At 70.5% G+C, this 22,146-nt stretch carries 15 protein-coding genes; 10 read left to right on the top strand and 5 right to left on the bottom strand.

What is annotated here, in order from left to right:
- Positions 1–105 precede the first annotated feature (105 nt).
- Positions 106–1,512 carry an LCP family protein gene (locus IEY82_RS02795; RefSeq protein WP_189122308.1) on the top strand — a complete coding sequence of 469 codons (1,407 nt, stop codon included), beginning with the start codon at positions 106–108 and terminating at the stop codon, positions 1,510–1,512.
- Between the two features lie 146 nt (positions 1,513–1,658).
- On the opposite strand, the gene IEY82_RS39785 is transcribed toward IEY82_RS02795, so the two are convergent.
- Positions 1,659–1,829 carry a DUF3073 domain-containing protein gene (locus tag IEY82_RS39785; RefSeq protein WP_189122309.1) on the bottom strand — a complete coding sequence of 57 codons (171 nt, stop codon included), beginning with the start codon at positions 1,827–1,829 and terminating at the stop codon, positions 1,659–1,661.
- 87 nt (positions 1,830–1,916) lie between these two features.
- Between IEY82_RS39785 and IEY82_RS02805 the strand changes: the two genes are divergently transcribed.
- From IEY82_RS02805 to IEY82_RS02815, 3 genes are all read left to right on the top strand, one after another.
- Positions 1,917–2,249, top strand: coding sequence for an ArsR/SmtB family transcription factor (locus IEY82_RS02805; protein WP_189122310.1), 333 nt, complete (start codon positions 1,917–1,919; stop codon positions 2,247–2,249).
- A 98-nt stretch (positions 2,250–2,347) separates the two neighbouring features.
- Complete coding sequence (locus IEY82_RS02810) at positions 2,348–2,860, top strand: PadR family transcriptional regulator (protein ID WP_189122311.1); 513 nt, start codon at positions 2,348–2,350, stop codon at positions 2,858–2,860.
- A 10-nt stretch (positions 2,861–2,870) separates the two neighbouring features.
- Positions 2,871–3,749: a 1,4-dihydroxy-2-naphthoyl-CoA synthase gene (locus IEY82_RS02815; RefSeq protein ID WP_189122312.1), complete on the top strand. Its 879-nt coding sequence runs from the start codon at positions 2,871–2,873 to the stop codon at positions 3,747–3,749.
- On the opposite strand, the gene IEY82_RS02820 is transcribed toward IEY82_RS02815, so the two are convergent.
- Together IEY82_RS02820 and IEY82_RS02825 are read right to left on the bottom strand one after the other, a co-directional pair.
- Positions 3,726–4,985 carry a hypothetical protein gene (locus IEY82_RS02820; RefSeq protein ID WP_189122313.1) on the bottom strand — a complete coding sequence of 420 codons (1,260 nt, stop codon included), beginning with the start codon at positions 4,983–4,985 and terminating at the stop codon, positions 3,726–3,728. The two genes, IEY82_RS02815 and IEY82_RS02820, sit on opposite strands and share 24 nt — an antisense overlap.
- Positions 4,982–6,082 (bottom strand): TOMM precursor leader peptide-binding protein, encoded by a 1,101-nt coding sequence (locus tag IEY82_RS02825; RefSeq protein ID WP_189122314.1) that lies wholly within the window; start codon positions 6,080–6,082, stop codon positions 4,982–4,984. Before IEY82_RS02825 ends, IEY82_RS02820 begins: the two co-directional genes overlap by 4 nt.
- Positions 6,083–6,652: 570 nt before the next feature.
- Between IEY82_RS02825 and IEY82_RS02830 the strand changes: the two genes are divergently transcribed.
- Positions 6,653–9,721, top strand: coding sequence for an AfsR/SARP family transcriptional regulator (locus IEY82_RS02830; protein ID WP_189122315.1), 3,069 nt, complete (start codon positions 6,653–6,655; stop codon positions 9,719–9,721).
- A gap of 50 nt (positions 9,722–9,771) precedes the next feature.
- On the opposite strand, the gene IEY82_RS02835 is transcribed toward IEY82_RS02830, so the two are convergent.
- The gene (locus IEY82_RS02835; RefSeq protein WP_372459675.1) at positions 9,772–10,698 is read right to left on the bottom strand and encodes an NADP-dependent oxidoreductase; all 927 of its coding nucleotides are present in this window, start codon (positions 10,696–10,698) and stop codon (positions 9,772–9,774) included.
- A gap of 155 nt (positions 10,699–10,853) precedes the next feature.
- On the opposite strand from IEY82_RS02835, the gene IEY82_RS02840 reads away from it, so the two are divergent.
- The 4 genes from IEY82_RS02840 (at position 10,854) to IEY82_RS02855 (ending at position 20,236) form a co-directional block, all read left to right on the top strand.
- Complete coding sequence (locus tag IEY82_RS02840) at positions 10,854–11,408, top strand: OB-fold-containig protein (RefSeq protein ID WP_189122316.1); 555 nt, start codon at positions 10,854–10,856, stop codon at positions 11,406–11,408.
- Positions 11,408–13,504 carry a flotillin family protein gene (locus IEY82_RS02845; protein ID WP_189122317.1) on the top strand — a complete coding sequence of 699 codons (2,097 nt, stop codon included), beginning with the start codon at positions 11,408–11,410 and terminating at the stop codon, positions 13,502–13,504. The genes IEY82_RS02840 and IEY82_RS02845 overlap by 1 nt, the downstream gene beginning before the upstream one ends.
- Positions 13,505–13,538: 34 nt before the next feature.
- Positions 13,539–18,512 (top strand): DNA repair ATPase, encoded by a 4,974-nt coding sequence (locus IEY82_RS02850; RefSeq protein WP_189122318.1) that lies wholly within the window; start codon positions 13,539–13,541, stop codon positions 18,510–18,512.
- Positions 18,513–19,072: 560 nt separating this feature from the next.
- Complete coding sequence (locus IEY82_RS02855) at positions 19,073–20,236, top strand: Cmx/CmrA family chloramphenicol efflux MFS transporter (RefSeq protein WP_189122319.1); 1,164 nt, start codon at positions 19,073–19,075, stop codon at positions 20,234–20,236.
- Between the two features lie 92 nt (positions 20,237–20,328).
- On the opposite strand, the gene dapA is transcribed toward IEY82_RS02855, so the two are convergent.
- Positions 20,329–21,207, bottom strand: coding sequence for a 4-hydroxy-tetrahydrodipicolinate synthase (dapA, locus tag IEY82_RS02860; RefSeq protein ID WP_189122320.1), 879 nt, complete (start codon positions 21,205–21,207; stop codon positions 20,329–20,331).
- Positions 21,208–21,278: 71 nt separating this feature from the next.
- Between dapA and IEY82_RS02865 the strand changes: the two genes are divergently transcribed.
- Positions 21,279–22,139, top strand: coding sequence for a LysR family transcriptional regulator (locus IEY82_RS02865; RefSeq protein WP_189122321.1), 861 nt, complete (start codon positions 21,279–21,281; stop codon positions 22,137–22,139).
- The last annotated feature ends 7 nt before the right edge of the window (positions 22,140–22,146 follow it).

The following is a 22,146-nucleotide window of genomic DNA, read 5'->3' on the forward strand; positions in this document are numbered from 1 at the left end:
CGCGCACCGCCTGAGTAGACTCGGCGAGGTTCAACCGGCCGACATCTGCACGGAGAGGCTCTCGCCACGGGCGGCGCGCTCGGCCCCGTCCTGTTTGGGAGTCACGTGAGCCGCGGGCTTGTCGATGCGCCGCCTTCCCCGTCACCGAGCACGTCGCGCCGCGCCGGTGTGCGCTGGCTGCGCTGGTCGATCGCGATCGCGCTGGCGTTGGTGCTGCTGGTCGTGGGCACCACGGCCGTCATCTACGTCAAACTGACCGGCAACGTCAAGCACATCGAGGTCACCCAGGACGACCTGGGCGCGACCCGCCCGCCCAAGGTGGCGGGCACCGCGATGAACGTGCTGATCGTCGGCTCCGACCAGCGTGACGGCAAGAACGCCAGGTACGGCCGGACCCCGGGCGAGCGCACCGACACGATCATGCTCGCGCACGTCTCGTCCCGGCGTGACACCGCGATCGTGGTCAGCTTCCCCCGCGACTCGCTGGTGCAGCTCCCCTTCTGCCGCGCGAAGGGCGCCCTGCCCGGCCAGCGGCCGCACCTCGGCATGATCAACGAGTCGTTCAACTCCGGCGGCATCACCTGCACCTGGAAGACGATCGAGGCGCTGACCGGCATCCACATCGACCACTTCGTCAAGGTCGACTTCACCGGCTTCAAGAGCATGGTCGACGCCGTCGGCGGCGTCGAGGTCTGCCTGCCGGAGCGGGTCGACGACACCAAGGCGCTGCTCCACCTGCCCGCCGGGCGGCAGACGCTCGACGGCGAGCAGGCGCTCGGCTACGTCCGAGCCCGCTACAGCCTCGGCGACGGCTCCGACATCGGCCGCATCCAGCGCCAGCAGATGTTCATCGCGTCGATGGTCCAGAAGGTGATGAGCGGCGAGACGCTGACCAACCCCGCCAGACTCCTCGGCTTCCTCGACGCCGGCACCAAGGCCGTCACCACCGACCCCGGCCTCACGCCCGGCGTGATGAAGGACCTGGCCGGCAGCCTCCAAGGCCTCACCGCCGGGCAGATCCGCTTCATCACCACGCCGTGGCACTACTCACTGAGCCAGCCGGGCCGCGTCGAGTGGGTCCAGCCGCAGGCGACGCGGCTCTTCCGGCTCGTCGCCAGGGACAGTGGGCCGGAGCGCGTCAAGGGGGGCCAGACGAAGGTCTCCCGGTCGAAGGTCCAGATCGAGCTGCGCAACGGCACCTATCGGGGCGGTCTCGGCTCGCAGGTGGCCGCCGCGCTGGAGCAGCGGGGCTATCACATCACCAAGGTCACCGACGCGGCGCGAAAGCCGCAGGCGAAGACCTTGATCCTCTACTCGCCGAACGGCGAGACGAGAGTGCCGACGCTGGCCACGGATCTGATCACCGCCACGCCCAGGCCGGTGCCCGGCGCGCGGACCAGCCGCCTGGTGCTGGTCGTCGGCGACGACTGGAAGGGGCTCAAGGCCCTGCGCACGGGTGACACCGACGCGCTCGACGGGTTCGACGCCACCCACGACACCTGCGCCGCGTGACGGTCGCGGAAGCGATGGGTGTGGAGGGCCGGCCGGCCTCGCCGCCGTGAGGTGCGGAGCCGTCCGCGGCCCTCGGGACCCGAGCGGGCTCCGGAGGCCGGACGGCCCGACACGTCACCTGCGCGCGCCGACCAGGCTGGCCCGCGTCATTGCGCGCGCTCGGACTCCTGCTCGGACCCCGCGTTCGCGTGCATCTCGTCTCGCCCGGTGTCCGCGCCTAGTTCCTCGCGGAGCCGGTCGTAGTCGATGTTGTGATTGGTGTACTTCAGCTGGCGAGCGACCTTCGTCTGCTTCGCCTTGGCTCTTCCTCGACCCATGGCTACTCCCTAGTCCCCGCGCTCATCCTAGCCAACAACCTTACGACTTGAAGAATTATGCAACTGAACTGGATTAGTGTGGGCAGTATGCACGTGGAGGTCTATCAGGCCAAGGCTGATTTCTTCCGAACTCTCGGCCACCCCGCTCGCATCCGAGTGTTGGAGCTACTCCAGGAAGGCCCGCTTCCCGTCCGGGATCTTCTGACTCAGATCGACATCGAGGCTTCGAGCCTCTCCCAGCAGCTGGCGGTCCTGCGCAGAGCCGGGATCGTGAGCGCCATCCGCGAAGGCAGCACCGTCGTCTACACCCTGGCCACCCCCGAACTGGCCGACCTGCTCGGCGCGGCCCGGCGCATCCTCACCGACATGCTGGCCGATCAGGGCGAGCTGCTGGCGGAGCTGCGCGCCGAGGTCCCCTGACCGAACTCCGGCCGGCGGCGCGGACGGAGCTCCTTCAACATTCCTATAGAGACAGGTCGAAGCTAGAACCTCCTGTCGAGATATGTCAGCATAGGAATATGAGTCTTCGACACGCCGCACTCGGGCTCCTGTCCGAGGGACCCGCGAGCGGATACGACCTGATGAAGCTGTTCGAGGTCTCGCTCTCCAACACGTGGCCCGCCACGCAGAGCCAGCTCTACGCGGAGCTGGGCAAGCTGGCCGACGCCGGCCTCGTGGACGTGGTGGCGGAGGGGCCGCGCGGCCGCAAGGAATACGCGATCACCCCCGAGGGGCTGACCGAGCTGCGCCGCTGGATCACCGACGTCGAGCCGGCCAGGGCGACGCGCAGCGACATGCTGCTGCGGGTCTTCTTCCTCGCCCAGATCTCACCCGAGCGGGCCCGCGGCTACCTCCACCGCCAGGCCGAGCTGTCCGGCAAGGAGGCAGAGCGCCTGGAGGGCGTCCGCGGGTTCGTCGAGAGCGGCACCGACAACCTGTCCGTCTACGGCCGCATCGCCCTCGAGTACGGCCTGCGCATCAGCAGGGCGCAGCAGGAGTGGGCCGAATGGGCCGAAGAGCAGATTCGGTAGGCTCTCGCCCATGGTCTCCGAACTGTTCGATCCCAAAGCGTGGCAGGCTGTCGAGGGATTCGACTTCACCGACATCACCTACCACCGCGCGGTCGACCAGGGCACCGTCCGCATCGCGTTCGACCGTCCCGAGGTGCGCAACGCCTTCCGGCCGCGGACGGTCGACGAGCTCTACCGGGCGCTCGACCACGCCCGGCAGACCACCGACGTCGGGTGCGTGCTGCTCACCGGCAACGGCCCCTCGCCCAAGGACGGCGGCTGGGCCTTCTGCTCCGGCGGCGACCAGCGCATCAGGGGCAAGGACGGTTATCAGTACTCCGACGGCACGGTCTCGACCGGGCGGCTGCACATCCTCGAGGTGCAGCGGCTGATCCGGTTCATGCCCAAGATCGTGATCTGCGTGGTGCCCGGCTGGGCCGCGGGCGGCGGGCACAGCCTGCACGTGGTGGCCGACCTGACGCTGGCCAGCGAGGAGCACGCCCGCTTCAAGCAGACCGACGCCGACGTGGCCAGCTTCGACGGCGGCTTCGGCTCCGCCTACCTGGCACGTCAGGTGGGCCAGAAGTTCGCCAGGGAGATCTTCTTCCTGGGCGACACCTACTCGGCCGCCGACGCCCACCGGATGGGCATGGTCAACGCCGTCGTGCCGCACGCCGAGCTGGAGACCACGGCCCTGGAGTGGGGCCGCAAGATCAACGGCAAGTCGCCCACGTCGCAGCGCATGCTGAAGTTCTCCTTCAACCTGATCGACGACGGTCTGGTGGGGCAGCAGGTGCTCGCCGGCGAGGCGACCCGGCTCGCCTACATGACCGACGAGGCCGCCGAGGGGCGCGACTCGTTCCTGGAGAAGCGCGAGCCCGACTGGTCACCGTACCCCTGGCACTACTGACCGGCGGCGGAACCAGTGGGGGTGTGACCGGACGAAGGTGATCACGAAAAGCGTCTGGATGCCCCCCTCGACGAGCAGGAAGAGGCCGCCGTCGACGCCCTGCAACACGGAGCCGCCGTTCAGGCCACCCCAGACGGCGACCAGCGCCTGCAACAAGGAGCTGACGATGATCGGCAGGGTGTAGATCGCGAACGTGCCGAGGGCGACCGTCGCGGCGGGGACGAGCAGCACCGCGTAGATCCGCACCGCCCGCCGTTCGTGGGCGGACAGCTCGGCGCTCGGGTCGGCGGGGGGCCGCGCCCGGTTGACGACGGCGGCCGCTCGACGGAGCAGGTAGCGGGCGTAGCCGAGCCCGTCGCCGAACAGGTTGCGGCAGCGCAGGAGGTCGGCGAGCACGAAGTAGAAGTCGGTCCGCATGTAGACGTGCAGTTGTATCGGCACGCTCAGCATGGTGACCAGCGCGAGGGCCCGCAGGAGCGCCGCGAGCCCCTCCGGCGGGTTCGCGTGGCCGAGCACGAGTAGCAGGATCGCCAAGAGGAAGAGGTCGCAGTAGGTCCCCGCCAGGTAGACGCGGTAACGCGAGCGCCTCGGCACCGACCAGATAGCGGTGACGTCGGTCTGCACGACCAGGTTGTGCAGACGGGTGCCGAACCCGATGCGCGCCGGAGTGCCGAGCGACCGAGCGGCCGCCAGGTGCATCAGCTCGTGCAGGCTGATCACCACCGAGAACATCGCGGTGTTGACCAGCGTCGTGAGCCCGATGTAATCGCTCCAGAAGAAGTCGTGGTACACAGGCACCAGATCGGGCCGGCCGAACAGGGTCACGACCGCCGCGCCGACCACAACCGCGCACAGCACTCCCATCGGACGGCCGAAGATCCACCTCACGTGCCTCTCGGCCAGCCAGGGCAGGTGGGGCGGCGGGGCCTTGTCCGCCGGGTCCGGCAGGTCCACGCCGTTCAGCTGGGCGACGAAGCCGAGGTCGACGAGTGCCTCCACGAGTTGCACGACATCCAGTTCGACATCGTGCTCGTCCTCGATCCGGCGCTGGACCACGCCGATCGGGAGGCCGTCGCCGAGCAGCTCGACCGCCTTGCCGTAGAGGGCGGGCAGGCTGACGAACTCGCCGAGCTCCGGCCGCCCGACGATGACGCTGTCCGGGTCGTCATCGCCCTGGATGCTGAGCGGGCGCAGTAGGAGCGTGCCGGTCGAATCCACGGCGGCGGGTGCCGTCATCCGCCCACCGAGCCACAGGCGGGGCAGTCGTCGTGGCGCACCACGTCCACGGCGTAGACGTGGTCCCAGACCGCGAAATTCCAGTGGAAGATCCGTCCGCGCGCCTGGGTGGGCAGGCCGCCAAGGTGGTACAACACCTCCAGCGCGCACATGTGGCCGCTGATGTTGGCGCTCGCGGCGACCACCGCGTTCGGCGGTCGGCCCTCGGCGACGAGCTGTCGCTCCCCCGAGGCGTCCTTCTTCGCGTCCTCGTCACGACGCGCGCAGAGCCAGCATCCCGTCTCGCCGGGATGGAAGGAGCCAACCACCGCCATCGGCCCGGCGTAGAAACTGACGAACCATGGCGTTCCCGTACGCAGTGCGGCCTCGTTCGTCCAGAGCATGATGTCCGGCTGGGGCTCGTCGGCGCAGAGCACGAACACGTCGCAGTCGGTCATCAACGCGGCCAGGTCGTCGGGCCCGGTCGCCTTGACGTCGCTGCCCGTCACCTTGACCAGACTGTTCATCGCGCGTAGCCGGGCGACCGCCCGCTCCACCTTGGAGGCGCCGATGTCCTGCTCGGTGTAGAGGAGCTGCCGGGTCAGGTTGGATTCCTGGATCTCGTCGAAGTCGGACAGGTGCAGCGCGCCGATGCCGCTCGCCACCAGGCCCGCCGCGACGGCGGATCCGGTGCCGCCCACGCCCAGCAGACCCACTTCAGCTTCTTTGATCTTCGACTGGACGGTGTAGGGGGACTCCCGAGGGACGGTGTCGATCCAGGAGTAGAAGTGGCTGGCGCGCGCGTACCTCTCCAGCTCCCGTGCGGAGAGGTTGCCGGGCGGCTCCGCCTCGGCGTCCTCGATGAACCCCTCGTCGATGAGTGCCTCGATGATCTCGCGGACGTTCTCCCGGTCCACCTCCGGGCTGTTCGCCACGAAGTCGGCGCAGATCCGCTCGATGTCCCGGGTGCCGTCCATGAGGGTGAGGATTCGCGCGATGTTCCCTTCGGCGTCGTCCTGCAATTCGGCGGCCACGCCGTACTGACCGAGGCCGAGTCTTATCCGGCCGTCCGGGAGGACCGTCGGCAGATGAACGCGTTTGACACGAGGTTTCCGCATGCGCAGCGCACTCTTTCGTCACATGGAACGCCGGAGCCGATCGCTTATGCTCGATCGGCTCCGGCGTGTCGTACCAGCTCAGCCGCTGCCTTCGCGGATCTTGGTCGTCTCGATCTTCTCGAGCTTGCGGACCTTGAGCTCAAGCTTCTTGGTCTCGTTCTTCTGCTTCTCCATGTTCACCTCCGGTGTTTTCCGGCACCGACGAATTGAATCCGTAAGGATGTCCAAAATGTACGAACCGCCACCATGGCGGCGCTACATCACCCACAGTGGCGAGTGTGTGACGGATACGTCGGCCCGGGCGGGGCCGCCGGGAAGCCCTTGTCCGGCCGGGCGTCCCCGTCCGCACGACGGCCCCGTCCGTACGACCGAGCAGGTGGATCGCCCCCCGCGGGCGGGACGTCCCGGGCGCCGAACCGGATCCGGGCCACCCGCCTTTGCGCCAGGCACGGTGACGACCTAAAATCGCCACACCAACCCGTCGAGCTTCGCCGCTCAGCGAGCACGACCGAGCGGCAGACCACTTCTAGCGATCTCCTCTATGCATATTCCAAGGCGGAGCAAGACTGGATGCGTTTCGAGATCCTAGGCCCACTCCAGGTGATCCACGACGGACGGCGCATTCATCTCGGCAGCGCCCGGAAATTACGCGCCCTACTCGTCGGTTTCATTTCGCGGGCCGATCAGCCGGTCTCCAACGATTTTCTGACCACGGTGCTGTGGGGCGACCAGCCGCCCGTGTCCGCGCGCAGCAACCTCCAGTCGTATGTGCACCAGCTACGCGTTCAACTGGGCGCCGACCGGCTGCTCGCCAGGTCGGGCGGATATGAGCTCGTCACGCACGGCGAGGTGGACGCCGCGCAATTCAGGAAACTCGCGGCGGAGGGCACGGCGGCCTTCACCGCACACGATCACGAGTCGGCCGGCCGTTGTTTCCGGCGCGCGCTGGATCTCTGGCGAGGGCCCGCGTTCGCGGAGTTCATCGATTCCGAGCCGATCGCGCAGGAGGCGCTGAGCCTCGAACAACTCCGGCTCACCGTCTACGAGCGGTGGGCGGAGACCGAGCTGGCGCTCGGGCGGCACGCGGAGGCGGTGGGCGACCTACGCGAGGCGGCCCAGGCCCACCCCTATCAGGAGAGCCTGCACGCGCATCTGATGGTCGCCCTCTACCGGTCCGGCAGGCGGATCGAGGCGCTGGAGACCTACACCAGCGTCCGCGACCTGCTCGCGGAGGAGCTGGGCCTTGAGCCGGGCCCCCTCCTGCGCCGCGTGCACGAGGCGATCCTCCGTGGCGACGAGCAGATCGATCCGGCCGCGAAACCCGGCGCGTGGCCTGCGACGGAAGGTCCGGGCGAGTCGCCCTCGCCGCTGGTCCCGCGCCAGCTCCCGCCGACGATCGCCGACTTCACCGGCCGGGACGACGAGGTGGCGACGCTCAGGGACGCGCTGTCCCCGGACCGGCGCCAGGCGCTGACGATCTGCGCCATCTCGGGCATGGGCGGGGTCGGCAAGACCACGCTCGCCCTGCACGTGGCGCACGAGCTGACGGGCGCGTTTCCGGACGGCCAGCTCTACGTCGGCCTCTCCGGCGCCGAAGACTCCGCCGCCGCCGCCCGAGCGCTGGAGGCGATGCTGCGCGCACTCGGCGTCGACGGAGCCGCGATCCCGGAGTCGATCGGCGATCGCACCGCCCTCTACCGATCGCTCCTGGCCGGCAAGCGGATGCTCGTGCTGATTGACAACGTGGCCGACGAATCGCAGGTCAGGCCCCTGCTACCAGGCTCCAGCAGCTGCGCAGTGCTGACCACCAGCCGCCACCGGCTGATGGGCCTGGCCGGCGCCCTGCACCTGCGCCTCGACGTCTTCCGGCCCACGCAGGCCATCGAACTGCTGGCCCGGATCACCGGCTCGGAGCAGGTGCGGGCCGCATCCATGGAGGCCGCCGAGGTCGTCCGGCTCTGTGGCCACCTGCCGCTCGCCGTCCGAGCCGCCGGGGCGCGCCTGGCCTCCCGGCCCGACTGGCCCCTCGCCCGCATCGCCGAGCTGCTGCGCGACGAGCGACGACGTCTCGACGAGCTCTCAGTCGGCGACCTCACCGTACGGGCCTCGCTCGGCCTCGGTTACGCGGCCCTGTCACCGACGTCCCAACGGCTCTACTACCTGCTCAGCAAGCTGGACACCCCCGACTTCGCCGGTTGGGTGGCGGCGGCGGTGCTCGACACGTCCCCGGAGGAGGCCGAGCGATGCCTCGGCGAGCTGCTGAGCGCCAACCTTCTCAACCTCGCGGGCGCGGACGCCGCCGGTCAGTCGCGTTACCGGTTCCACGACCTGATCCGCCTGCACGCCCGCGACCGCGCGGACATCGAAGCCTCTCCACGGCAGATTCACGCGGCCGTGACCCGTGCGCTCGGCGCTTGGCTGGTCCTCGCGCGGCGGGCCGACACGCTGCTCCCAGGCAGGGTCTTCCCGACGCCGCAGGCCGAGGACACGCATCACGAGCCTCGCGTCGAGATCGCGGATCCCTGTGCCTGGTTCGAGGCCGAGAGAGGGGCGCTCCGCGCGGCGGTGACGCAGGCCGCCTCGCTCGGATCGCACACGCTCTGCTGGCAGCTCGCCGACTCGGCCGTCAACTTCTTCGAGCTGCGTGATTACTACGACGACTGGGAGTCGATGAGCCGGATCGCGCTGGCGGCCTGCGAGCGCGCCGACGACCGGCGGGGGCGCGCCTTCATGCTGCGTGACCTCGCCGAATGCCTTCGCATGGCGCCACGACATGCCGAGGACGAAGCCCTCGCGCACGCGCTTTCGTCGGTGGAGCTCTTCGAGCTGATGGACGACGTACGGGGCGAGGTCGACGCGCGCATCCTGGCCGGGACCGCGTTCGTGGTCAGCGGAGACTCCAGGCAGGCGGTGGCGCATCTCGACGCGGCGCTGGAGAAGGCCAAGGCCGCCGGCTATGTGCTCGGGCAGGTCGAAGCGGAGTGGCAATTGGGGTACGGCCACCGAATCCGGGGCGACAAAGAGCGGGCCGCCGTCCACCTGGAGGTCGCCCTGCGGCTCGCCGAGGACGTGCCTCTCACGTCACAGCTGTGCCGGATCCACACCATGCTCGGCATCGTACGACGCGATCAGGGCAGGCTCCGCGAAGCGGAGGAGCACATCACGCGCGGCCTGGCGTACGCTCGCTCCCTCCGCAGCCTGGGCAGCGAGATCACGCTCCTGCCGCACCTGGGCATCATCTACGTCAAACTCGGCGATCCCCGGGCCCGGCAGGTGCTCGAAAGGAGCATCCGGCTGACCCGTCAGTGGGGGGCGAGATTCCAGGAAGCCATGTCACTGCGTGCCCTCGGAGAGCTCGAACAGACGGAGGGCGACCTCGCCCGGGCCGTCGACCACACCATCGCCGCCGTCGGCATCTGGCGCGAACTCGCCAGTCCTTACCCTGAGGCGCAGACTCTCAAGCTCCTCGGCGCCCTCTACGCCGCCACCGATCCCGGCCAGGCTCACGAGGCCTGGAGCAGAGCCCGCCGGCTCTTCGCGGAGCTCGACAACCACACCGAGGTCGCGGAGCTCACCGAGCTGCTCGCGAGCTGTCAGGACGGCCCCGCTCCTCGCAGAGCGGAGCCGCCGGCCCCGTGACCGCTCCGGCCCGGTGACCGCTTCATCGCGCCGGTCGGCTCCTCGGTGGCTCAGCCGACGATGAGGGCGATCTTGCCGCGGCCGTGGCCGGTCTCGATCTCCCGGTGCGCCTCGGCCGCCTGCTCCAGCCGGTACGTCCGGCGGATCGGGAACTTCAGCCGGCCCTCGGCGTACAGGCGCGCGTAGCGGCCGAGGCGCTCGGCCGACCGCTCGCCCTGGACCACGCCGATGCCGAGGCCGGCGGCCTTGGCGTGCTCGACCAGCGTGATGACGCGCCCGCGATCCTTGACCAGCTCCAGCGAGACGTCCACCGCCACCCCGCCGGCGCCGTCGAGCGCCGCGTCCACGCCGCCGGGGGCGAGCGCGCGCACCCGTTCGGTCAGCCCGTCGCCGTAGACGACCGGGACGGCGCCGAGGTCGCGCAGGTGGTCGTGGTTCTCCGCACGGGCGGTGCCGATCACGGTGGCGCCCCTGCTGAGGGCGATCTGCACCGCGGCCGTGCCCACCGCGCCGGCCGCGCCGTGGATGAGCAGCGTGTCGCCGGAGGCCACCGCCAGCCCGTCGAGCGCCAGCTCGGCCGTCTGCACGGCGGCGGTCAGCGCGCCCGCCACCTCCCAGGGCACCGGGTCCGGCTTGGCCGCCACAGCGGAGGCGGGGACCACGATGTACTCGGCGTAGGCGTTGAGCTGGGAGAAGCCGAGCACCTCGTCGCCGGCCGACACCTCGGTGACGCCCTCCCCGACCTGGTCCACCACGCCCGCGAACTCGTTGCCCGGGATGCGCGGCAGGTCGCCGGTGACGCCGGGCGGGGTCCAGCCCGCGCGCACCGCCGCGTCGTACGGCTGCACTCCGGCGGCCCTGACCCGTACCCGGACCTGACCGGGCCCCGCCTGCGGCGCCGGCAGCTCCATCACCTGAAGCACCTCAGGCCCACCGAAGGCGGCGAAGGCCGCCGCTCTCATGATATTTCCGCTCATGAGGGTCAGCCTGTTGCCTCAACCATGGTTGAGGTCAACCGGCCGGAGCTGCATCAACTTCGTAATTCACCGGTTCGGGAACTTTTCCCTTTACTCCGCCTTTATCTAGATATAGTCCGTCAAGACATCGCGGGGGACGGGGCAAACGGGGCTTGATGAGCGAGTTCTTGGACGTCGTACTGGGCTTTCCGACTGTCATTTTCAGCTTCCTGCTCGTCGTGGTCGTCGCTTACTGGGTCGTCGTCATCGTCGGCCTGCTCGACCTCGACGAGGCCGACGCCGCCTGGCTGGAGCTGGGCGGCGTCCCGGCCGGCGTCACGATCTCCCTGCTGGTCGCGCTGGCCTGGCTGCTCAGCCTGATCGGCGGCCAGTTGGTGAGCGGTCCCGCGCTGACGGTCGTGCCGGTCGTCGCGGCGGCCGGCGCGTGGGCGTGCGTCCGAGCCGCGCTGACCACCCTGCGGCGACTGGTCCCCGAACCACGCACGCACTCCCGTGGCGACTTCGTCGGCCAGATGTGCGTGATCCGCACCGGCCAGGCGACCGCCGACTTCGGCCAGGCCGAGGTCACCGCCGCCGACGGCTCGACGGCCGTCGTCCAGGTGCGGACCACCGGCACGGACCACCTCACCCGCGGCGACAACGCGCTGATCTTCGAGTACGACGCGGACGGCGAATTCTTCTGGGTCATGCCCTACGAAAAGGAGCACTGATGGATGTCATCTCGACCGGCCTCGGCGTATTCCTGGCAGTCGTCCTGGTCATCGTCATAGGGCTGCTCATTCTCGTCAGCCGCCTTTTCCGCAAGGTCGAACAGGGCAAGGCGCTGATCATCTCCAAGGTCAACAAGGTCGACGTGACGTTCACAGGAGCCGTCGTGCTCCCGGTCGTCCACCGGGCCGAGATCATGGACATCTCCGTCAAGACCATCGAGATCGGGCGGACCGGTCGCGAGGGGCTGATCTGCCGCGACAACATCCGGGCCGACATCAAGATCACGTTTTTCGTGCGGGTCAACAAGACCGCCGAGGACGTGATCAAGGTGGCCCAGGCCATCGGCACCGTACGGGCGAGCGACGAGACGACGCTGCAGGAGCTGTTCAGCGCGAAGTTCTCCGAGGCGCTCAAGACCGCCGGCAAGCAGCTCGACTTCGTCGACCTCTACACCAAGCGCGACGAGTTCCGCGACCAGATCATCCGGCTGATCGGCACCGACCTCAACGGCTACAGCCTGGAGGACGCGGCCATCGACTACCTGGAGCAGACCTCGCTGCACGCCCTGGACAAGAGCAACATCCTCGACGCCCAGGGCATTCGCAAGATCACCGAGCTGACCGCGATCGAGCACGTCCGCACCAACGAGTTCCAGCGCAGCGAAGAGAAGGAGATCACCCGCCAGAACGTCGATGCCCGCGAGGCCATCCTGGAGCTGCAACGCCGCCAGGCCGACGCCGAGATCAAGCAGAAGCGCGAGATCGAGACCATGAAGGCCCGCGAGGAGGCGGAGACCGCCCGCGTGCAGGCCGAGGAGCGGCTGAAGGCGCAGACCGCCAACATCAAGACCGACGAGCAACTCGGCGTGCAGCACGAGAACCGGGCCCGCGAGGTGGCCGTCGCGGAGAAGAACCGCGAGCGCGTGATCGCCATCGAGAGCGAGCGCATCGAGAAGGACCGCCTGCTCGAGGTCATCGCCCGTGAGCGCGAGACCGAGCTGTCGCGCATCGCCAAGGACAAGGAGGTCGAGACCGAGAAGCGGTCGATCGCCGAGGTCGTGCGCGAGCGCATCGCCGTCGACCGGACGGTGGCCGAGCAGGAGGAGAGCATCAAGCGGCTGCGCGCGGTCGAGGAGGCCGAGCGGGTCCGCCAGACCGTGATCATCGCGGCCGAGGCCGAGGCCCAGGAGAACCTGGTCAAGGACATCAAGGCGGCCGAGGCGGCCGAGGCGGCGTCCAAGTTCAAGGCCCGCGAGGAGCTGGTGCTGGCCGAGGCCCGGCAGCAGGCCGCCGAGTTGGAGACCCGGGCCAAGATCCGGCTGGCCGAGGGCGTACAGGCCGAGGCGGCGGCGGCCGGGCTGGCCGAGGTGCAGGTGCGGGAGCGCGACGCGGAGGCGATCGAGAAGATCGGCCGCGCGGAGGCGCTGGTGCTGAGCGAGAAGCTGCGCGCCGAGGCCGAGGGCGCCCGGTCGATGGCCCTGGTCGACGGCGACCGCCTCAAGGCGCGCGCGGAGGGCGAGCAGGCGATGGCGCTGGCCTCGGCGGCGGCGGTCGGTGAGAAGCTCAAGGCCGAGGCGGAGGGGCTGACCGAGAAGGCCGCCGCGATGGCCGCGCTGGACGAGGCGAGCAGGGCGCACGAGGAGTACCGCCTGCGGCTGGAGGCCGACACCGAGGTACGGCTCCGGCAGATCGACGTCACCCGGCAGGTGGCCGAGTCGCAGGCCAGTGTGCTGGCGGCGGGGCTGGCCAAGGCCAACATCGACATCGTGGGCGGCGACACGATGTTCTTCGACAAGGTGGTGGGCTCGATCACCGCGGGCAAGGCGGTGGACGGGTTCGTGGAGCACTCGGAGGTCGCCGGCGCGCTGGCGGCGCCGTACCTCAACGGGACGGCGAGTCTGGCGTCGGACCTGTCCGCGCTGGTGGGCGGGGTGAGCACCGAGGACCTGAAGAACCTCACCGTGTCGGCGCTGCTCATGCGGCTCATGCAGAGCGGCGGCCCCGACTCGCCGGCGTTCGGCGAGCTGCTGGAGACGGCCCGCCGCCTCGGGGTGGCGGACTCCCCGGTGGCCGCCCTCGCCGCGGCCAGGGTGTGACGATGACCGCTCGCCACGCGTCCCGGAGCCGGGCTTGAGCGCGCCGGCCCCGCGGGACACGGCGGGAAGCGCGCCCGGCGGCTCCGGCCCGGACACGCCGGAGCTTTCGGCCGGGACCTACGAGGTGCTGAGGACGCGGCTCGAAGCCCAGGCCAAGGCCCTCGCCCGGGCCGCCGAGACGGTCAACGCCCGGCGGCTGGACGTGTTCGGCGGCACCGAGCTGCGCCTGGTCGGCACCGAGCGCATCCGCACGGAGAACAACTGCGTCCCCAGGGACATCGTCTCCCTGGGCGACGTCATGCTCTTCGGCTACAACGTCTTCATCGGCCTGAAGCCCGAGACCACGGTGGCCGACGTCTTCTCCGTGCACCGATTCACCAGGGACGGCGACGCGTTCAGGTTCGACGCCGAGCGCCTGCCCGCGCTGGAGGACCCCGCCTTCCGCAAGGACTTCGCCGAGCTCTACCGCTACTACAAGGAGTCCAGGCTCAAGCAGCTCAGGCGGGTCGAGGGCAAGCTGCTGGCCGTCTTCCAGACCGGGCCGGCGGACACGCGGGTCCTCCGGTGGACGGTCAACACCCAAGGAGTCGCGAAATATCAGGACAACCGCGGGGAACGTGACCACGTCTTCCCGCCCTCCCACGACTTCGAGTGGACCCCCACCACCCGCGACGACCACGTACCGGGCCGCCACCCGCACATCTCGATCGAGGACGAGGTGTTCGTCGAGACGATCAACGGCGACCTGACGATCAAGATCGAGAACAACACCGAGACCGGGCAGGGCGTCTACTCCGAGCCCGTCACCGAACGCCTGCAGAGCCTGGCCGACGCCGACGTCGAGCACGCCAGGGTCGGCCCGCTCATCCTGCTCCGGATCCGGCCGTACAAGGAGACCGACTGGCGCCACCTGGTCTTCAACACCCGGACCAAGGCCGTGACCAGGATCGACGGCCTCGGCCAGGCCTGCCAGCGGCTGCCCGAGGACCAGGGTCTGATCTTCCCCGGCGGCTACTACCTGGACACCGGCGTCGGCAAGACGTTCGACACGGACGTGACCGACCTGGAGTTCGAGCGCGTGGTCCGCTCCCCCAACGGCGAGGACGTGCTGTACGTCTTCCACGCCCGGGGCGACGGCCGCTCGCTGCTGCTGCCGTACAACGTGATCAGGAAGGAGGTGGCCAACCCCATCGTCTGCCACGGCTACTCGCTGTTCGACGACGGCACGATGGTGGTCTTCCGGGCCACCTCCGAGGAGCCCACCCGGGTCCACCCGATGCAGATCTGGCAGACGCCGTACGTCTCCGACACCTACGCCGCCACGCAGCCCACCGGCACCGGCCCGCTGGAGCGCATCGGCAACGCCGAGCTGGTGCGCGGCATCTCCGACTGCCTGTCCGTGGCGCGGATGGTCGAGGAGATGGCGCCGTCGGCCGCCACCTTCGAGGCGCTGATCGCCGCCTGCACGCGCGCCTCCGACCACTACCACTGGCTCGGCGAGCACGGCCTGCAGAGCCCCCTCGCAGGGGTACGCGCCACCGCCGAGCAGGTCCTGGACGAGTACGAACACGTCGAGGAGCTCACCCGCCGGGCCGAGCGCGAGCTGGCCACCGCCACGGACGAGATCACCCAGCTGGTACGGCAGGCCCGAGGCGACTCACCGGCCACCGCCGACGCCTGGGTGACGCTGCTGGCCACGTTGCGCCGGGCGCAGGGCCACCTGGTGACGCTGCGCGAGGTCCGGCACATCGACCTGACCCGGCTCGACGCGCTCCACGACACCCTGACCGAGGAGCTGGCCGCGGCCGGTGGCCGGGCCGTCGGCTTCCTGTCCGGCCCCGACGCGTTCACCGGCTACCACGCGGCCGTCGAGCGGCTGGCCGAGGAGGCCGCCGTCATCACCACGGCGGCCGAGGCCGTCCCCCTGTCCGACCGCCTCGCCACGCAGTCCGAGGGCTTGGAGGTGGTCACCGAGGTCGTCGGCTCGCTGGAGATCGCCGACGCCACCGTCCGCACCGCGATCCTGGGCCGCATCGCCGAGGTGCTCGGCGGGATCAACCGGGCGCGGGCCGTGCTGGACGCGCGGCGGCGGGAGCTGCTCGGCGCGGAGGGACGCGCGGCGTTCGCCGCCGAGTTCGCGCTGCTCGGACAGGCCATCGCCGGGGCGCTCGCGGTGGCCGACACTCCCGACAAGTGCGACGAACAGCTCGGCCGGCTGATGCTCCAGGTGGAGACCCTGGAGTCGCGGTTCGGCGAGTTCGACGACTTCGCCGCCCAGCTCGCGGACAAGCGGGACGACGCCTACGAGGCGTTCTCGGCGCGCAAGCAGAGCCAGCTCGACGCGCTCGCCCGCCGCGCCGACCGGATCTTCGCCTCGGCCGAGCGCATCCTGGCCGGCGTCACGCGGCGGCTGTCGTCGCTCGGCTCGCTGGACGAGGTCAACACCTACTTCGCCGCCGACCCCATGCCGGCCAAGCTCCGGTCGGTGGCCGCCGAGTTGCGCGGGCTCGGCGACGCCGTACGGGCTGGGGAGCTGGAAGGCCGGCTCAAGGCCGCGCGGCAGGAGGCCGGGCGCGCCCTGCGGGACCGGCTCGACCTCTTCAGCGACGGCGGCGAGACCATCCGGCTCGGCCGGCACCGCTTCGCGGTCAACACCCAGCCCATCGACCTCACGCTGGTGCCCCACGCCGGCCGTGATGGCGAGCCGGCCGAGATGCGGTTCGCCATCACGGGCACCGACTATCGCGCGCCCGTCCCCGGCTCCTTCGCCGACACCCGCCCCTTCTGGGATCAGCTGCTCGTCTCGGAGACTCCCGAGGTCTACCGCGCCGAACACCTCGCGGCCGTCCTCCTGGACCGGGTCACCCCGGGTGCTCCCATGGGCGATCTCGTACGCGGGGCGGCCGAGGAACGCTACGACGAGGGCTACGAGCGGGGCGTCCACGACCACGACGCCGCCGCCATCCTGGACACCCTCGTCCGCCTGCGCGACGGAGCCGGGCTGCTCCGCTACCCGCCGGACGCGCGGGCGGCGGCCCAGCTCTTCTGGACCTTCGGTGTGGACGAGGTTTCACGTGCAACATTCACCATCCGGGCGACGTCGCTGGTCAGAGCCCGCACGGTCTTCGGCTCCGCCGCCGTCACCGCCCTGTCGGACGAACTCGGCGCCCTGATCGGCACCTTCCTGACCGAACTCGGGCCGACACCGCCGATCGCCCCAGCTCCCGCCCCCGCCCCGACCACGGCGGCACCGGCCGCGACCGAGCCCGGCGCGGCGAGCACGGCGGCACCGGCCGCGACCGAGGCCGGTGCGGCGAGCACGGCGGCGCTGGCCGGCGAGTACCTGGTGGAGGAGCTGGCCTGCGCCCCGGCCGGTTTCGTCACCAGCAAGGCCGCGCGGACGCTGCTCGACCGCTTCCGTCAGGCTCTCGGCCCGGCCAAGGTCCGGGAGTTGGAGGACGACCTCAAAGCACTGCCGCTCAAGGAACGCGTCCAGCTCGCCCACGCCTGGCTGAGTGCCCACGACCAGGGCCCCGACCTGTCCGAGGCGCTCGCCGTACAGCTCTGCGACCTGCCCCGGCACGACTCCAGCGCCACCGTCGCCGCCACCGTGGACGGGCTGCTCGGCAGCCATCCCCGCATCGCCGGCCGCAAGCTGGAGCTGCGCCTCGACGAGCTGCTGGCCCGGACGCGCCGCTTCCGCGCCGAGCGGGTCCCGGCGTACCGCGACTACCAGCGGCGCCGCAACCGGCTGGTCGACGCCGAACGCGCGCGGCTCCGGCTGGAGGAGTACAAGCCGAAGGTCATGAGCGCGTTCGTGCGCAACCGGCTGCTCGACGAGGTGTACCTGCCGTTGATCGGCGACAACCTGGCCAAGCAGCTCGGGGCGGCCGGTGATGGCAGGCGCACCGACCAGATGGGGCTCCTGCTGCTCATCTCCCCGCCCGGCTACGGCAAGACGACCCTGATGGAGTACGTCGCCAGCCGCCTCGGCCTGGTCTTCGTCAAGGTCAACGGCCCGGCGCTGGGCCACGGGGTGACCTCGCTGGACCCCGCCGAGGCGCCGGACGCGACGGCCCGGCAGGAGGTCGAGAAGATCTCGTTCGCGCTGGAGACGGGCAACAACACCCTGCTGTACCTCGACGACATCCAGCACACCTCACCCGAGCTGCTGCAGAAGTTCATCTCCCTGTGTGACGCCCAGCGCCGGATCGAGGGCGTCTGGAACGGCCGCACCCGCACCTACGACCTGCGCGGCAAGAGGTTCGCGGTGTGCATGGCGGGCAACCCGTACACCGAGTCCGGCCGGCGTTTCCGCATCCCCGACATGCTGGCCAACCGCGCCGACGTGTGGAACCTGGGCGACGTCCTCTCCGGCCGGGACGAGCTGTTCGCGCTCAGCTACATCGACAACGCGCTGACCTCCAACCCCGTCCTCGCTCCCCTGTCCGCCCGCCCCCGCACCGACGTCGAACTCCTGGTACGGCTGGCGAAGGGCGACCAGACGGTCAAACCGGACCAACTGCAGCACCCCTTCGCCAGGACCGAGCTGGACCAGGTGCTCAGCGTGCTGCGCAAACTGGTGCGCGTCCAGGAGGTGGTGCTGGCCAACAACCAGGCCTACATCGCCTCGGCCGCCCAGTCCGACGCTTCGCGCACCGAGCCGCCGTACCGGCTGCAGGGCTCGTACCGGAACATGAACAAGCTGGCCGAGCGCATCGTCCCCGCGATGAACGACGAGGAGCTGGAGGCGGTGATCGACGACCACTACCTCGGTGAGGCGCAGACCCTGACCGCGGACGCGGAGTCCAACCTGCTCAAGCTCGCCGAGTTGCGCGGCCGCCTGACGTCCGAGCAGGCGGCCCGCTGGTCGGCCGTCAAGGCCGCCTACCTGCGCGCCAAGGCCCTGGGCGGCGCCGAGGACGACCCGATGAGCAGAGCGGTCGGCGCCCTCGGCCTGCTCGCCGACCAGGTGCGCGACGTCGGCTCGGCCATCAGGGGGACCTAGGCGTCGGGGTGCGGGACGGGGGCCGTAATCCGGTTGATCGTCGGACGGGCCGTGAGTAGGGTGCCTCGGGTGACCAGCCCCGAATCAGACAGAGCCGAGCCGCCGGTCGCCCGGCGGCGAGTCGTTCTCTGACCGATGCCCCATCGGTCGCTGACCGGTACCCCATCGGTCTCTGTGACCAGGAATCCCATCGGTCGCTGACCGGTAACCCCATCGGTTCTCGGTCGATCTCGCTTCCAGTGACCGGACACGAGTCCCGCGCGTCCGCTTCTGGCTCCGGCTCTCGCTTGATTCCGGTGCCCGCTTGATTCCGGCCCTCGCTTGGTTCCGGTTCTCGCTCGGCTACGGCCCTCGCTTGGTTCCGGTTCTCGCCTGGCTACGGTTCTCGCTTGGTTCCGGTTCTCGCCTGGCTACGGTTCTCGCTTGGTTCCGGTTCTCGCCTGGCTACGGTTCTCGCTTGGTTCCGGTTCTCGCCTGGCTACGGCTCTCGCTTGGCGACAGGTCGAGGCCCCGGCGCGCGGATGTCCCTGCCCGCGTACCTCAGCGCTGGAGTCGACCCCTTGCCTCTGTTCGTCTACGTCCTCAGCCTTGCCGTTTTCGCGCAGGGCACCTCCGAGTTCATGCTGGCCGGGCTCGTCCCCGGCATCGCGCGCGACCTGTCCGTGTCGGTGGGAGCCGCCGCGAGCCTGACCTCCGCGTACGCCGTCGGGATGATCGCCGGAGCGCCGGTCATGGCTGCCGTGAGCGCCCGCTGGCCACGTCGCCGAGCGTTGGCGGGTTTCCTGGCCGCGTTCGTCGTCGTGCACGTGATCGGCGCGGTCACGGCGAGCTTCCCGGTGCTGTTCGGCACCCGCATCGTCGCCGCGATCGTCAACGCCGGGTTCCTCGCGGTCGCGATGTCCGTCGCGACGGCGCTGACACCCCCGGCGAAGCACGCCCGAGCCACCGCGACCCTGCTGGCCGGGGTGACGCTGTCGTGCGTCGCCGGCGTGCCCGCGGGCGCGGCGCTCGGCGACTGGTCCGGCTGGCGGTCGGCGTTCTGGGCGGTCGCCGTGCTGTGCCTGCCCGCGCTGGCGCTCGTCTTCCGGTCGGCGCCCGCCGCCGCGGCCCGTCATCACGACGTCTCGATCAGGCAGGAGGCGGGAGAACTACGGTCGGGTCCTGTACGCCTGGCACTGACACTCGCGGCCCTGGTCAACGGGGCGACCTTCGCGACGTTCGCCTACCTCGCCGTCATCGCGACGGACGTCACCCAGCTGCCCGGCGGCGCGATTCCCGGGCTGCTCGCCGCGTTCGGCGTGGGCGCGTTCATCGGGGTCACCACGGCCGGTCGGATCGGCGACGGACGACTGGGGCGCGGTCTGGTCATCACGCTGTGCGTCCTGCCCGCCGGATGGGCGGTGCTGGCCGCGACCAGCACCCACCCGGTCCCGTTGTTCATCGTGACGGTCATCCAGGGCGGGTTGTCGTTCGGCATCGGATCGATGCTCGTCCATCGCGTCATGTTCGTCGCGTCCCGCGCCCCATCACTGAGCGGGTCGTTCGCCACGGTCGCGCTGAACGCGGGCGCTTTCCTGGGACCGCTGCTCGCCGGGATCGCCACGGAGACGACGCACGACTACCGGCACGCCGCGTGGGTCAGCGCCGCCCTGGCCGCGACAGCGGCCGTCGTCCTCGTCGCCTCTCGTACCCGAGCCGCGCACGCGGAATCGAACACCGGCTGATCCAAGCGGGGGTGCACCGCCCCTGCACGAGCCGCGCACACGAGAACGAACACCGGCCGATCCAAGCGGGCGTCATGGGCCTGCCACAGGGATCACATACCTGCATGTGCCGCCACCAGGTCGGCCTGTGACACGGCCCGCTCGCTCGCGGGCAGCAGCGGCAGCCGCACGTCCGGGGTCGGGATCAGCCCCCGGGCGTGCAGCACGCCCTTGATCACGGTCGGGTTCGGCTCGGCGAACAGTGCCGTCGACACCCTGGCCAGCCGGTGTCCCAGCTCCCGGGCCCGGGCCACGTCGCCCGCCTGCCAGGCGTCGACCAGCTCGGCGAACCGGCCGGTGAACAGATGCGCCGAGGCCAGGATCCCGCCGGAGGCGCCCAGCGCGAGCAGCGGCGAGACGAACGCGTCGTCCCCGCCCAGCACCGCCAGCCCCTCGGGCAGGTCGCCCAGCAGGTCGACCGCGTCCTGGTCGATCCCGCCCGTCGCGTACTTCACCCCGGCGATCATCGGATGCCCGCCGAGATGACGCAGCGTGGCCGCGCTCACGGCCTGCCCCGTCCGGTAGGGAATGTGATAGATCACCAGCGGCACCGGCGTCTCCTCAGCCAGCGCCTCGAAGTGCGCGATCACCCCCCGCTCCGACGGCCGCAGGAAGTACGGCACCGTCACCAGCGCGGCGGCGACCCCCGGCGGCAGGGCCTTGAGCGATTCGGCCGTCGAACGCGTGTCGTTGCCCGTGAGGCCCACGGTCAGCGGCACCCCACGCTCTCCGCAGATCCGCGCGCACACCTCGATCACCCGGGCCCGCTCGTCCGGTGTCAGTGCCGCGACCTCCCCGGTGGTGCCGAGCGCGACCAGCCCGGAGGCGCCCTCGTCGAGCACGCGCCCGGCCAGCTTCTCGATCGCGCCGAACGCGACCTCGCCGGTGACGTCGAACGGAGTGATCAGGGGTACGTGGATTCCTCTCAGCATGCGTCGAGCCTGACGCGGCAGCACCCGTTAGGTCCAGCGCAGATTTCTTCGGTCGAGCTTAAGCTGGGCTGATGCTCGACCCTCGTAAGCTCCACCTGCTCCGCGAACTCGCCCGACGGGGCACGATCGCGGCCGTCGCCGAGGCCGTGATGTTCACGCCGTCCGCGGTGTCCCAGCAGCTCAGTGCCCTGGAGCGGGAGGCTGGGGTGCCGCTGCTGGAGCGTACCGGCCGCACCGTCGCGCTGACGCCCGCCGGTCACCTGCTGGTCGAGCACGCCCAGGCCGTGCTCGAACAGCTCGAACGCGCCTCGGCCGCGCTCGCCGCGGTGCGCGGCGGCCCGTCGGGGCCGCTGCGGATCGGCGCGTTCCCCACGGCGGCCCGCGTCCTGCTGCCCCCTGCCCTCGCCGCCCTGTCCAGCGCGCATCCGGCCCTGGAGCCGATGGTCTCGGAGATCGATCCGGCCGACGTCTCCGCCGCGCTCCGAGCGGGCGAGCTGGACGTCGCCCTCGTGCACGAGTACGACTTCGTCCCTCCGGTGACCGACCTGTCCATGGAGACCGAGCCCCTGTTCAGCGAGCCCATGTACCTGACCGACCGCCCCTCGCTCGCCGCCGCCCGCGACGACCCGTGGATCACCAACAAGCCCGGCACGCTCTGCCACACCATGGCCATCCGGGCCTGTCAGGCGGCCGGCTTCGAGCCGCGTGTCCGCCACCACGTCGACGACTTCGACACCGTGCTCGCCTTCGCCGCCGCCGGCCAGGGCGTCGCCCTCGTGCCCCGCCTGGCCGCCCTCTCTCCGCCACCCGGCGTCACCCTCACCGAGCTGCCGCTGAGCCGCCGCACCCTGGCGGCCTTCCGCCGAGGGTACGGCGACCACCCGGCGGTCAGAGCGGCCATCGCCGCCTTCGAAACCGCGCTCACCCGCTGAACCACCC

The organism is Nonomuraea cavernae, from assembly GCF_014646355.1.
GTDB lineage: Bacteria > Actinomycetota > Actinomycetes > Streptosporangiales > Streptosporangiaceae > Nonomuraea > Nonomuraea cavernae.

Excerpts from the sequence above, each read along its gene's own strand:
- IEY82_RS02805 (WP_189122310.1), top strand. The coding sequence starts at position 1,917 with ATGCACGTGGAGGTCTATCAGGCCAAGGCTGATTTCTTCCGAACTCTC.
- IEY82_RS02865 (WP_189122321.1), top strand. The coding sequence starts at position 21,279 with ATGCTCGACCCTCGTAAGCTCCACCTGCTCCGCGAACTCGCCCGACGG.
- IEY82_RS02840 (WP_189122316.1), top strand. The coding sequence starts at position 10,854 with ATGAGCGAGTTCTTGGACGTCGTACTGGGCTTTCCGACTGTCATTTTC.
- IEY82_RS02815 (WP_189122312.1), top strand. The coding sequence starts at position 2,871 with ATGGTCTCCGAACTGTTCGATCCCAAAGCGTGGCAGGCTGTCGAGGGA.
- IEY82_RS02825 (WP_189122314.1), bottom strand. The coding sequence starts at position 6,082 with ATGCGGAAACCTCGTGTCAAACGCGTTCATCTGCCGACGGTCCTCCCG.
- IEY82_RS02810 (WP_189122311.1), top strand. The coding sequence starts at position 2,348 with ATGAGTCTTCGACACGCCGCACTCGGGCTCCTGTCCGAGGGACCCGCG.
- IEY82_RS39785 (WP_189122309.1), bottom strand. The coding sequence starts at position 1,829 with ATGGGTCGAGGAAGAGCCAAGGCGAAGCAGACGAAGGTCGCTCGCCAG.
- IEY82_RS02820 (WP_189122313.1), bottom strand. The coding sequence starts at position 4,985 with ATGACGGCACCCGCCGCCGTGGATTCGACCGGCACGCTCCTACTGCGC.
- IEY82_RS02835 (WP_372459675.1), bottom strand. The coding sequence starts at position 10,698 with ATGAGCGGAAATATCATGAGAGCGGCGGCCTTCGCCGCCTTCGGTGGG.
- IEY82_RS02845 (WP_189122317.1), top strand. The coding sequence starts at position 11,408 with ATGGATGTCATCTCGACCGGCCTCGGCGTATTCCTGGCAGTCGTCCTG.
- dapA (WP_189122320.1), bottom strand. The coding sequence starts at position 21,207 with ATGCTGAGAGGAATCCACGTACCCCTGATCACTCCGTTCGACGTCACC.
- IEY82_RS02830 (WP_189122315.1), top strand. The coding sequence starts at position 6,653 with ATGCGTTTCGAGATCCTAGGCCCACTCCAGGTGATCCACGACGGACGG.